This is a genomic window from Streptomyces sp. NBC_01439 (assembly GCF_036227605.1).
GTDB lineage: Bacteria > Actinomycetota > Actinomycetes > Streptomycetales > Streptomycetaceae > Streptomyces.
The window spans coordinates 1248599-1260140 of record NZ_CP109487.1 but is presented as its reverse complement, the minus strand read 5'-3'; the positions used below and the strand labels follow the sequence as shown (position 1 = coordinate 1260140).

The following is an 11542-nucleotide window of genomic DNA, read 5'->3' as shown; positions in this document are numbered from 1 at the left end:
CGTTCCGGGGCCGGGCGGGCTCGTTCGGGACCCGTGGCCGGGGATCGCCGGAGGTCAGGGGCCGACGGTGATCTGCTGCGCCGGGTCGGTGGTGTCGGTCACCTTGTAGACCGCGTTGAAGACGGACGTGGTCGCGTTCGTCGGGCAGCCGAACCCGCCGGTGACCGTGACCGGTACGGAGACGTTCGTGAAGGTCAGGGTCGACGGAGCACCGTTGACCCAGGTGCCGCCGACGTTCGCCGGAGCGGTGGGGGCGGCCGTGACCGTACAGGAGGCGAGCCCGCTCGTCTGGACCACCAGACCGCCCACCGGCAGACCCATGGTGGCGGTGATCGGGGCGCCGTTCTGCATGGACACCGACCAGGCGCCGCTGGTGGTGACCGTGGGCGTCACTCCCCACGTGCTGGAGGTGCACGAGCTGTACGTGGGTGCCGAGATCGGCGAGGACACGGCCCCGGCCGGGTTGCTGTTGCCGGGGGCGCCCGGCACGCTGCCGGTGGCGACGGAGACCGTGCAGGTCACGGTGACCGAACCGGCCTTGAGGGTGGCCTTCCCGCTGAGGGTGGCCTTGAACGCGTGCCCGGCCGGGGTGACGGTGGTCGACCCGGCCAGGGGTAAGGGCGCGGCGGAGGCGGTGACCGAGGCCAGGGCGATGGCTCCGGCGACGGCCGTCCCGAGGGCGAGCGCGGTGCGCGTACGGCTCATGGCTGTGCTCCTTGGGGATCGTGGTGCGGGGTGGGGGGAGGGGACGCGGCCACGGCGGACTCCGCTTTCCCGGCACGCCGGGCGGCGTACGGCTGCCAGGCGAACATCAGGCCGCCGCCGAGGATGCCGAGCAGGGTGCCGATCAGGAACCCGCCGAGATTCGACAGGACCAGTGCGGCGGTGGCGATCAGGGTGGTGAGGACACCCGCGAGGGAGCGCTGAGCGGGAGAGAACCAGGCGGTGAGCCCGAGCACGATCATCACGATGCCCATCAGGACGGACGGGATACCCGCCACCCCCTGCTGGAGCATGATCTTCAACGGTGCCAGCGGCAGGACGCAGATCCACGACCCGGCCAGGATCGCGAACAGACCGCCCCAGAAGGGCCTGCTGCGCCGCCACTTCCGCCAGCGCCGCAACAGGTTCAGAAGCATTCCTTCTTGCCCTTGCTGACGTCCATGCTGAGCCCGGAGAGTTTGAAGGTGCCGGCGTTCGTCGCCCACGCGGTCTGCTGGAGATCGGTGATGCTGACGGTGTCGGCCTGCTGGGCGAAGAGGTCCTGCATTCCCTGGGCCTCGGCCGGACCCTTGTCGAGGGTGGAGGCGTCGCGCCCGATCTCGATGTTGGTGAAGACGGCGTCGCCGGCGAGTTGGGTCGCGTCGACGAACAGGTTGCTCGCCTCGACCGGGGCCTTGCGTCCCGCGGTGAGGTTGAGCGAGATGTCCCCGACCACCGGGAGCGTGGTGACCACGGACTGGCAGAGGCTGTGGAGCTTGGCCTCCCTGATGGCGGTGACGGCCACCGGGATGAGCTCCTGGCGGGCGTTGACGTCCACGCTGCCGTACTGGGCGAACCCCTCGCCCTCCAGGCTTTGCGCCGACACCTTGAACTGCTGCCCCGACACGGCGAACGAGGCGGCCAGAACGCCTTGCGCGAGGGCGATGCCGAGGCCGGCGGTCACGGCCACGGCGGGGATGGTCAGGACGGCGAACCGGCGCCAGCGGACACGCCCGGAGTCATCGTCGGAGAGGTCGGATAAATGCGGGGAACCGGTCATGAGAACGTCCCTTATTTCGGCTGTGCACCGTTGTTACCGACGAGTTGAATGTAAGAGTGCCAATGGGGGTTGGCAAGGTTGTGCGAGCGCACCCTTTGAGTCGACTCCTACTTCTCCGTACGCAGCAGTTCGGCGACCTCCGCGTCCACCCGCCGGGCCATCGCCCGTGCGAACTCCGTGGCCACCACCTCACCGGCCACCGGCCTCAGCGCCGTCACCGCCGCCGTGATGTGCCGCAGCTGCGTGGCCGAAAGCCGCTCCAGCCCCTCCGAAGCATCCGGGCCGTCCGGGCCGTCCGAGCTCGCCGGGCCGGCCGAGCCCGCCGAGCCCGCCGAGCCCGCAGAGCCCGCCGGGCCGGCCGGGTCCGCCGAGCCCGCCGGACCATCCGAGCCCGTCGGACCATCCGGGGCCGTCGAGCCGTCCACGCCCGCGGCGTCGATCACGTACCGCCGGAAGAGCCCCACGAACCGGTCCGCGACCGCCGCCGCCTGCGCCTGTACGAACTCCCCGGCATCCAGGACCTCCGCGAGCGGCACCCCCTGCCGTACCAGCGCCAGTGTCGCCTCCAGCAGCCGCCGGCTCGGGTACGTGACCAGGTCGCCGTCGACCGTCACGTAGCCGAGCTCCGCCGCCCGCCGGGTGTCCGCGGCGGTCGCCTTCGGACCGAACAGCTCCCGCAACTCGGCCCGGGTCATGGTCACCGGCTCCTCCTGTACCCAGTCCCGGGTCATCTCCCGTTCCAGGCCCAGCAGTTGGGACAGACCTCCACCCTGCTCCCAGGCGTGCAGGAGCTCCGCGATGCCGTTGACCGTGTAGCCGCGCCCCAGCAGATCGCTGATCAGCCGCAGCCGGGTCAGGTGATCGTCGGAGTACCAGGCGATCCGGCCCTCCCGGCGCGGCGGCGGCAGCAACCCGCGCTCCTGGTAGTAGCGCAGGTTGCGCACCTTGACGCCGGCCGCCCGGGCCACGTCCTCGCGGCGGTAGCGCCCGCTGCCGCCGCTTCCGCTCCCGTTCCCGCTGTCGCTTCCGTCCTCCACCTGGCTGCTCACGGGCCAGAGTGTAGGACTTACCGGCAGGTCACATGGGCCGCGGACGATCCTGCTTGACCGCCCGCAGGACGACGAACTTCGGTTCGCTCGCGACGACTTCGCTGTTGCCGAACAGCCGCCGCAGATGGGTGTGGTAGCCCATGTGCCGGTTGGCGACGATCCACAACTCGCCGCCCGGCCGCAGCACCTTGCGCGACTGCGCGAACATCCGCAGTGCCGTCGCGTCCGTCGTGGCCTGGTGGGAGTGGAACGGCGGGTTGCTCAGCACCAGGTCCACCGAGCCGGGGGAGAGCATCGCGACCCCGTCGCCGACGTGGAACTCGGCGGTGCGCCGGCCCTCGCGGATGTTCGCCCGGTAGGTCGCCCGCGCCGAGGCGACCGCCTGGTAGGACTCGTCGGTGAACACGACCTCGGCGTCCGGGTCGTGGACCTGGACGGCCGTGCCGACGACGCCGTTCCCGCAGCCCAGGTCCACGACCCGGGCGCCATCGGTGTTGGTCGGCAGGTTCTGCAGGAAGAAGCGGGTGCCGATGTCGAGCCGGTCGGCGCAGAAGATCCCGGCGTGGTTGACGACGGACAGGCCGGAGGCCGACCCGGCGTCCTCGTCCACCGTGTAGGTGAGCGGCCAGGGCCCGGCAGACGTGGGGCGGGTCGCCCCCGGGGTACCCGGCGTGCAGAAGATCAGCCGTGCCTTCTTCTCCGCGAGCGAGGTCCTCGTCGGGCCGAGGATCTTCTCGAAGAGGCGCAGCGTGGAGGTGTGGATCTCCTTGACCATGCCGGTGCCGACGACGACGGTGCCCGCGTGCACGTGCGGGGCCAGCCGGTACAGCTGGTCCTCCAGCAGCGCCAGGCTCTTGGGCACGCGCACCAGCAGGACGTCGATCCGCTCGGGCGGCGGGTCCTGGGTCGTCAGCAGGGTCACCGTCGACTTGGACGTTCCGATACCGGCCCGGTCCAGGTTCGCGGCGGTGGCCGCGCGGGTGAGGGCGGAGTCGGTGATCTGCGTCGGGCGGTACGCGGCGAGCGCCGTCGTCAGCGTCCCCCAGCGGTCCCCGAGCACGACGATCCGGCCGGCGGCGGCCAGGTCCACCGGCCCGCGTTCCCCGGTACCGGAGTCGAGGTGGCGCAACAGGTACTCGTCGGCCGCGTCCCAGGCGCGGAGCCGGTCGCGCGGGTCCTCGGGGAAGCGGGTGAGCTCGTAGGAGCCGAAGGGTGTGGTGAGGTGGTTCATATGGGGCCCAGGCTATCGGAGCCGAAGGCCCGACCCCGCATGCGCGGGGCCGGGCGGCCCACTACTCGGGGAACTCGCCGGCCATGGCCGCCGCCATCCGCAAGTACGGACGGGCCTCGGTGGCCCGGCCCAGACGCTCCAGGGTGCGACCGAGCATCAGCTGTGCGTAGTCCTCCACCGGCCAGCGCTCCAGGACGGCGCGGAGCTCGCGCTCGGCGCGGGAGAGCTGGGCGGAGTGGTAGTAGGCGCGGGCCAGCAGCAGCCGGGGCGCCAGCTGCTCGGGGGCCTCGATCGCCAGCGTCTCCAGGATGCGGGCGGCCGTCGCGTACTCCTTCGCGTCGAAGAAGAGCTGGGCACGCGCCCAGCGCTCGGCTGCCGTCCCGTGCTCGAAGTACGTCGTCGGCGCGTTCATCGTGTCCCTTCCGCCGTTCAGGTGGTCCGTCTGCTGCCCCCAACACGCCCCGGTCGTGGAACATTCCGCCCTCCGCGGCCGCGGTCTCGGGACTAGGTTGTCCACATGAGCAATCTCGATCGCCAGCCCGCTCTCTCTGCCTGCGGCGGCCGCGGCTTCGTCGTGGCCGAACCGGTGCGCGAGCTCCTCAGCCCGCGCACGGTCAAGCTCGGAGAGTCCACCGAGGTCCGCCGGCTCCTGCCCAACCTGGGCCGCCGCATGGTGGGCGCCTGGTGCTTCGTGGACCACTACGGCCCGGACGACATCGCCGACGAGCCCGGCATGCAGGTCGCGCCACACCCGCACTCCGGGCTCCAGACGGTGAGCTGGCTGCACGAGGGCGAGGTGCTGCACCGCGACAGCGTCGGCAGCCTGGAGACGATCCGGCCCCGGGAGCTGGGCCTGATGACCTCCGGCCGCGGCATCAGCCACTCGGAGGAGAGCCCGCGCCCGCACGCCCGCTTCCTGCACGGCGCCCAGCTCTGGGTGGCCCTGCCGGACGCCCACCGCAACGTGGAACCGCACTTCCAGCACCACGCCGACCTCCCGCGCGTGACGGCCCCGGGGCTGACGGCGACGGTCATCCTGGGCACCCTGGACACGGCCACCTCGCCGGGCACGGCGTACACCCCGATCGTGGGCGCGGACCTCGCCCTCGCGGCGGGCACGGAAACCCGTCTCCCCCTCGACCCGGACTTCGAGTACGCGGTCCTGTCGATGTCGGGCGAGGCCCACGTCGACGGCGTCCCGGTCCTCCCGGGCTCGATGCTCTACCTCGGCTGCGGCCGCACCGAACTCTCCCTGCGGGCAACCTCGGACGCGGGCCTGATGCTCCTGGGCGGCGAGCCGTTCGAGGAGGAGATCGTGATGTTCTGGAACTGGATCGGACGGTCACACGATGATATCGCGCAGGCCCGCGAAGACTGGATGAACGGGTCCCGATTCGGCGAGGTGAAGGGCTACGATGGCCCTCCGATTCCGGCTCCTGAACTCCCGCCGACGCACCTGAAAGCCAGGGGAAGAGTCCGCTGACCTGCTGGTCTATGTGGGGCGTGGGTCGGGTGCGATGCTTGCTCCTGGCCCTCCGCTTTTGGCTTCGTAGGGGAGGCCGCCGGACTTGGTGCGAGAGCCTTCGACGCCGACGGTCGAGTCTCATGTGTTGCAGGCTGTTACCAAGTTTGGTCGAACGAATGCTGACCTTTTGCTGACTTTACTGACGAGCAGTTAGATCTGGCCGCTAGCTGGCCGAGTCCGGTTGCTTGCGAAGGGCAGTGTGGGTCGCCGCTGCGCCGTCGGCTCCTACGATCGTTCCGTCGGTCTCGGCCAGGGCGTTCGATCCGTGGATGAAGCGTGAGTGGCGGAACTTGTGCGCAAGTGACAACGCCCTTGCCTGTCTAGCTCCCTCCGCCAGGCTGTGACGGAACGTCGTGCGCGCGCCGGAGGCCTACGGATCCGAGGTGGCTGGCTGCTTCAGCGGCGTGCCCTCTCCCGGGAATCGGGCGGCCGCATTCAGAGGCCTACAACCCACAGGGTGCGGGGCTGCTATGAGAGGGCGCCGCCCATGGACTGCTGTTGCGGGGGTCGAGGCCTTCTTGTCCTGGTTGCCGTGGTCAAGATCGAAGGGCAACGTCCAGGTGTTGCTGGACCGGCTCGAAGAGTCCGTACGGGATGTACTGCGGGATCTCCGGCAGGGTCACCCAGGCGACCTCAGCGATTTCGTCGGCGTCCGCCACGTGCGCGGTCCCGCCGACCACCTTGCAGGCCGTGTACGACACTTGCCGACTGGTGATGGGATGGACCCGCTCGCCCAGGCGAATAACGGCGACCACGTCCAGGCCGGCTTCCTCCTTGGTTTCGCGGACGGCGGCTTCCTCGCAGGATTCGCCCGGTTCGACTTTGCCCGCCGGGAACTGCCATGAGAGTTGGCCCTCCTCAACTCGTCGCCGTACGAGCAGTACTTGACCCTCATGAACCACGACGGCCCCGGTAACCCGACGCTGAGGTGGGGCATTGTCATTCAGCGACGTCTCTCGGTCACTCACGGCAGCCACTGCCGTTTGGGGTGAGGAGGGCTTTGGGCGTCGGCGGGACGTCGGGGCCTGGTGACTGTCGCGAGCCCCTCGTCGTTACTGGGATGAGTTGCATGGGGTGTGGCTCTCCGATCCTCATCCCTCGAAGAGCATTTCTTCCACTGCGGTCGGCGCCGTTGCCTCCTGCTGTGCGCGCTCGAACTCGAGCTGCCATGCTCGCGCCTCGGCGTAAGCGACGTGGACCATACTGCCCGGACACAGCACCAGTGCCCGGGGTTCGATCTTGTGGTCCTTGACCGATCCGTACCCGATCCGTTTGGTAGGCAACAAGGCGTGCGGAACGGAGCAAGAGGGACATGGAGCCTTCGGGAGGGTCGCCATGCCACCAGGATGGCCTCATGAGCCCCGGTGCGGCAGGGAGCGCACGAGTGCGCACTGTGGCACGTCGGCGGGGTGGCATCCATTGCGCGGCGAGCTACGGCTTTCATCGTCGGCGTTGCTGCGTCCGTGCCTGGTGCTCGGCCTGGCGGTCCCGCTCGGTACGCGCTTCTGCCAAACGAGGTCGGAGGTCGCAATCGCCGCCATGACGTGCACGTCGGCCTTGAGACGGCGGCTGAGTTCGATGTCACGCCTGATTTGGCCTTCGTTTGCGAACTCGGTGGCGCTGACTTTCGCCTCGCCTGCAAGGACCTTTCCTTCGTAGACGCCGAAGATGTCGACCTCCTTCGTGTCGCCATCGTCGAAGACAACGTCGACGCCGGGGAGGAAGTGTGAGTCGGGGGCGCGTTTCTGCAGGGCGGCGACGACTAGCAAATGGGTGAGCACGCCGTTGTCAACGGCCCGGTCGATGAACCCGTTGAGGCGATACATGATCTCGACGGACTTGCCGTTGTCCCGCCCGTACCTATCCGGTGTCGAGCAGGCGGGGCAGATGGCCTGACTGGTGCTCGCCTGTAGCGGGATGAAGCTGTGCAGTTTGCACTGCTCGCAGTCCAGCCCGAGTCCGCGCTCGGCCCATCCCTGTTCACAGGCCCGTTCCAGAGCGGGGGTCACCTGTTGGGGTCGCCAATGGTTCAGGGCGTTCGTGGCGGAGCGGAACTTCCGGTCCATGCGTCCGCCGAATTCGCGGGCAAGCTCTTTGGCTTCATCCAGCGGGATGCGCCCGGGGAGCCGATGGTCTAGCGCCTTGATGAAGTGCTCGGTGCGCTCCGTCTTGAGGGCGGTAAGTGATTCCACGACGAGCAGGTCTAGAAGCAACGCCGTTCAGTTAGGGGCGGGGGCTGTTCGTCAAGACCGATGAACGAGGCAGCGGAGCTGCTGTAGAAGAGGTTTGTCCTCCAAGACATCCTCACCACAGGAGCTCCGCTGTTGGAACAGGCTGCCATAACAAGGACGGTCAAGGTAGCGGCCGGGGTGTTCGCGCCTGGCCATATCGGCGAGCTGACCCGGATCGTGCCGTTCGAGATGGTCGATGAAGTGTTGGCGGCGAGCGGGGCCGTTCAGCGGCGGGTCCGGCTGGTACCGGCGCGAGTCACGGTGTACCTACTGCTGGCCGGGGCGTTGTTCGCCGAGCTGGGCTATCGGCAGGTCTTCGACCGATTGTGCGCGGGTCTGGCGGGCCTGGCGCCCACCAGACCGAGCGGCAGCGCGTTACGACAGGCCCGTCAGCGTGTGGGCGCGGCGCCGTTGAAGGCGCTGTTCGACCTGGTGCGTGGCCCGGTGGCCACGACGGCGGCCGCCATGCGGTGGCGCGGGCTGCTGGTGGTGGCGGTCGACGGCACGCTGCTGCCGGTGCCGGACGCCCCGGCGAACCTCGCTGTGTTCTCCAAACAGCGGTGCAATAACGGGGCCGGGGGCTATCCGCAGATCCGGCTGGTGGCGCTGGTGGCCTGCGGGACCCGGGCGGTGATCGGGGCGGCGTTCGGCCCTGCCGGCACCGGCGAGCTGGAGTACGCGGGCCGACTGGCGGGCGATCTGCGTGCCGGCATGCTGCTGCTGGGCGACCGGAACTTCGCTGCCACCGCACTGCTGAACCGCTTCGCCGCCACCGGCGCCGACCTGCTGGTGCGCTGCAAGTCCGGCCGGAGACTGCCACCGGTGGCCCACTGCGGCGACGGCTCATTCCTGGCCCGGCTGGGCGCACTGACCGTGCGGGTCATCGACGCCGAGATCAGCATCGCCACTTCCCGAGAGGTCCGCACCGGCCACTACCGGCTGCTGACCACCCTCACCGACCCGTCAACGCACCCGGCCGCCGAGCTCATCCGGCTCTACCACGAACGCTGGGAAATCGAGACTGCCTACGCGGAGCTGAAATCCACGATCCTGGGCGGACGGGTCCTGCGTGCCCGCACCCCGGCCGGGATCGACCAGGAGGTCTGGGCTCTCCTGGTCGCCTACCAGGCTCTGCGGACCGCGATGACGGATGCTACCGACAGCATCCCGGGCACCGACCCGGACCGGGCCGGCTTCACCGTCGCACTGTCCGCCGCCCGTGACCAGCTCGTCCTGGCCGCGGGCATCATCGCCGACACCGTCATCGACCTGGTCGGAGCCATCGGCCGCCACGTGCTGGCCCAGCTCCTGCCCCCACGGCGGGTCCGCACCAAAGACCGCATCGTCAAACGAGCGATCTCCAAATACAACGCCCGCGGACCCGCCATCGACCGGGCCACCTACAAGGCCACCATCAGCATCAACATGCTCACCACGGACCCTTGACGCCACCCAGCCCTGCCCTAACTGAACGGCGTTGGGTCTAGAAGGGCGCCGATGTCGGACTGCTGGGTGATGGTGACGCCGATCTTGCCCGGAGTCGACAGCTCGAACTTGTTGGTGGCGTCGTCCAAGAGCCGAGGTACGACCTCCACTAGCTTCGGGATGGTCAGGGTCAGCCGCGGCCAGTCCAACCACGGCAGGGAAACTGGCATCTGTAGTTGGTCGCCGTGCCAGGACGCCGGAAGTCGAATCTGGCCCCTGCCTTGTTCCGTGATCATACGAGCGACTACGGGATGCTTTGGAAGACCGTTGAAGGGCTCTCCGGCAAGGCGCAGCAGACCGGCTGCGGGGTGCTGCAGGGTGACGGGCAGCTTGACGTCGAACCGGCTGGGCCCGGCGAACTGGTGGAAACCGCTGCGCTTCATGGCACCCCATCGGCGATCGAAGAGCCACCCTGAAGAGACGTCCAGGTTGATCGCGTAGGTCAGAGGTTCAGGAGCCTCAGCAAGACGGCTGTGGCGGAGCTCATGGTCGAACGATGCGACGAGACCGGCCTGATGCGCCGCTTCGTGCAGGTCATCTTCCGCAACGCTCTGACTGATGAGGACGACGTCCGGTTGAACGCGGAGCCCCGAGTGGACCTGTGCCAGCCGGATGTCGCGCGCGAAGTTGGTCCAGTTCTTCGGTGCATCGTCGGGGAACAGCAAGAGGGGCATCTCGGTGTGTACGTGCAAGCGCAGAGCACGAGCATTCCAAAACCACAGGACGTCGGGCAGAGAATCCGGCCGGGCAACGACGACAACGATCGGCAGCTCGTCATGCACGTTCTGACTTGAGCGCTGGTGTTCCTGAAAGCCGGCCATGCCTTGCTGGAGGGCCGTAGCGCCGGTGCTTTGTGCGGCACCGAGGAGAGTGTCCTGCGCAGGGATCACGGGACTTTGGTACGCAGCTTCGTCTGGAGCGTCGTAGATACCCGCCACTGCCACGGCCCAGAGCGGTCCCTCCGGATCTGCCCGGAAGCAGGTGTCCGCTGCCGGCCCGATCAGGTTGTGGCAGGCAGCCTCAGGCCGGCTCGTGAACTGCCAGATTCCTGTTGAGCCCATGGCGTCGAGGGCCACAAGCGGAAGATTCCAGGAGTCGGCAAGTTCCTGAGCACGTCCAGGGTTGGCGTTCACATTGACGAGCGCTTGGACATCCGCGACTCGGATCAGCTCCGCCGTCGCGCCGGTGTCGGCATCCGTAGAGGCTTCGATGATCGGCTCGGTCATGCCGCCCCAGCGTTGGGTCGCCGCCCGCACCGCCGCCCGGAAACCGCTCGTGCTGCCTTCAGCGATGAGGTAGACCACCCTCGCGGGAAGAAGGGCTACTTCGATGAGGCGGTGGCCAAGATACTCCTGGTGCTCCATTGAGCCACCCAACCAGAGAGCAGTTCGCGGCGTGGCAGGTTTGCCGGGCTTCGTTGGGACCGAGGCTGTGGCCGTCTTACCGCCAAGGAGCCTGGGCGCGCTGTGCCTGTTGCTGCGCGGAGGCGGCGTCTGCGCGGGCCATGGACAGGAGGTGGGGGAGCCGGCCGGCTGCTTGGGTGTTCCACCAGCAGTGGGCGTCGGGCGAGAACGCTGCCTTGGGGACGTTGTCGATGGCTTCTTGGTACACGGTTGGTGAGTCGTGCCATTCGGTGTCGCCGATCACTCGCAGGGAGCGGCGCGAGAGACCGTCGAGGAGGGTGAAGAGCCGGGGGACTGCCGTGAGACGGTGTTGGCTGGAGCCGGCTGGGCGGACACCGCCTGGATATTGGGCCCAGAGGAGGTACTGGGCCGGCCGATGGAGCACCGAGCCGCTCGCCGTTTGCCACCGCGGTACGTCCATTCCCGCCAGAGGGCCCAATGGCACGTCGTGTGCCGTGGGAAGGGGTACGTGGTCATCGGACCCCTTGATCTGCTTCAGCACGTACCCGGCCGCCCCCGCCATGATCGCGTCCAACAGGGCGTCCTCGTCGTCGAACGACGTCAGCATCAGGCAGGCCAGATCCGGCATGCGGGAGCGCAGCTCACGGCAGACCGAGATTCCGTCACCGTCGGGCAGCCGTACGTCGAGGACGGCGACGTCCGGGCGAAGCGCCGGTCCGCGGGCCGGGGCCTGCTCCGCCGTGCCGCCTCGCCCACCGCGGTGATGTCCCCCTCGGCATCGAGGAGGTCCCGCAACCCGCGCCGGACCACCTCGTGATCGTCGAGGACGAACACCTTGATGGGGGCCTCCGTGGAGGCCCCCGGTACGTCGGACATGTTCGCCGCCTGATCCGGA

11 protein-coding genes and 1 pseudogene are annotated in these 11542 nt (G+C 68.8%); 2 read left to right on the top strand and 10 right to left on the bottom strand.

The annotated features are described in order from the left end of the window. Positions 1–54: 54 nt before the first annotated feature. From OG207_RS05865 to OG207_RS05840, 6 genes are all read right to left on the bottom strand, one after another. Complete coding sequence (locus tag OG207_RS05865; RefSeq protein ID WP_329096533.1) at positions 55–705, bottom strand: hypothetical protein; 651 nt, start codon at positions 703–705, stop codon at positions 55–57. After that, on the bottom strand, positions 702–1139 hold the full coding sequence (locus OG207_RS05860; RefSeq protein ID WP_329096531.1) for a DUF6114 domain-containing protein: 438 nt from the start codon (positions 1137–1139) through the stop codon (positions 702–704). The genes OG207_RS05865 and OG207_RS05860 overlap by 4 nt, the downstream gene beginning before the upstream one ends. Beyond that, the gene (locus tag OG207_RS05855) at positions 1130–1762 is read right to left on the bottom strand and encodes a DUF6230 family protein (protein WP_329096529.1); all 633 of its coding nucleotides are present in this window, start codon (positions 1760–1762) and stop codon (positions 1130–1132) included. The genes OG207_RS05860 and OG207_RS05855 overlap by 10 nt, the downstream gene beginning before the upstream one ends. A 107-nt stretch (positions 1763–1869) precedes the next feature. After that, a complete protein-coding gene (locus OG207_RS05850; RefSeq protein WP_329096527.1) occupies positions 1870–2811 on the bottom strand; it encodes a MerR family transcriptional regulator in 942 nt (313 codons plus the stop codon). 28 nt (positions 2812–2839) lie between these two features. Next, a complete protein-coding gene (locus OG207_RS05845; protein ID WP_329096525.1) occupies positions 2840–4042 on the bottom strand; it encodes a methyltransferase in 1203 nt (400 codons plus the stop codon). A gap of 61 nt (positions 4043–4103) precedes the next feature. Next, positions 4104–4454, bottom strand: coding sequence for a tetratricopeptide repeat protein (locus OG207_RS05840; protein WP_329096524.1), 351 nt, complete (start codon positions 4452–4454; stop codon positions 4104–4106). A gap of 105 nt (positions 4455–4559) precedes the next feature. Here OG207_RS05840 and OG207_RS05835 point away from each other — a divergent pair, with 105 nt between their 5' ends. Then, positions 4560–5525, top strand: coding sequence for a pirin family protein (locus OG207_RS05835; RefSeq protein ID WP_329096522.1), 966 nt, complete (start codon positions 4560–4562; stop codon positions 5523–5525). A 578-nt stretch (positions 5526–6103) separates the two neighbouring features. Here OG207_RS05835 and OG207_RS05830 read toward each other — a convergent pair. Both OG207_RS05830 and OG207_RS05825 read right to left on the bottom strand, forming a co-directional pair. After that, positions 6104–6514, bottom strand: coding sequence for an NUDIX hydrolase (locus tag OG207_RS05830; protein WP_329107452.1), 411 nt, complete (start codon positions 6512–6514; stop codon positions 6104–6106). A gap of 405 nt (positions 6515–6919) precedes the next feature. Next, positions 6920–7759, bottom strand: coding sequence for a hypothetical protein (locus OG207_RS05825; protein ID WP_329096520.1), 840 nt, complete (start codon positions 7757–7759; stop codon positions 6920–6922). Between the two features lie 132 nt (positions 7760–7891). Here OG207_RS05825 and OG207_RS05820 point away from each other — a divergent pair, with 132 nt between their 5' ends. Continuing rightward, on the top strand, positions 7892–9244 hold the full coding sequence (locus OG207_RS05820; RefSeq protein WP_329096518.1) for an IS4 family transposase: 1353 nt from the start codon (positions 7892–7894) through the stop codon (positions 9242–9244). Between the two features lie 17 nt (positions 9245–9261). On the opposite strand, the gene OG207_RS05815 is transcribed toward OG207_RS05820, so the two are convergent. Both OG207_RS05815 and OG207_RS05810 read right to left on the bottom strand, forming a co-directional pair. Beyond that, positions 9262–10647, bottom strand: a complete 1386-nt coding sequence (locus tag OG207_RS05815) for a hypothetical protein (RefSeq protein WP_329096516.1) — start codon at positions 10645–10647, stop codon at positions 9262–9264. A gap of 514 nt (positions 10648–11161) precedes the next feature. Next, positions 11162–11523: pseudogene (locus OG207_RS05810) on the bottom strand (response regulator); the annotation flags it as partial. Between the last annotated feature and the right edge of the window lie 19 nt (positions 11524–11542).

Bases quoted from the DNA above. Each gene is read 5' to 3' on its own strand.
- OG207_RS05860 (WP_329096531.1), bottom strand. From the start codon at position 1,139: ATGCTTCTGAACCTGTTGCGGCGCTGGCGGAAGTGGCGGCGCAGCAGG.
- OG207_RS05845 (WP_329096525.1), bottom strand. From the start codon at position 4,042: ATGAACCACCTCACCACACCCTTCGGCTCCTACGAGCTCACCCGCTTC.
- OG207_RS05815 (WP_329096516.1), bottom strand. From the start codon at position 10,647: ATGGAGCACCAGGAGTATCTTGGCCACCGCCTCATCGAAGTAGCCCTT.
- OG207_RS05840 (WP_329096524.1), bottom strand. From the start codon at position 4,454: ATGAACGCGCCGACGACGTACTTCGAGCACGGGACGGCAGCCGAGCGC.
- OG207_RS05865 (WP_329096533.1), bottom strand. From the start codon at position 705: ATGAGCCGTACGCGCACCGCGCTCGCCCTCGGGACGGCCGTCGCCGGA.
- OG207_RS05835 (WP_329096522.1), top strand. From the start codon at position 4,560: ATGAGCAATCTCGATCGCCAGCCCGCTCTCTCTGCCTGCGGCGGCCGC.
- OG207_RS05855 (WP_329096529.1), bottom strand. From the start codon at position 1,762: ATGACCGGTTCCCCGCATTTATCCGACCTCTCCGACGATGACTCCGGG.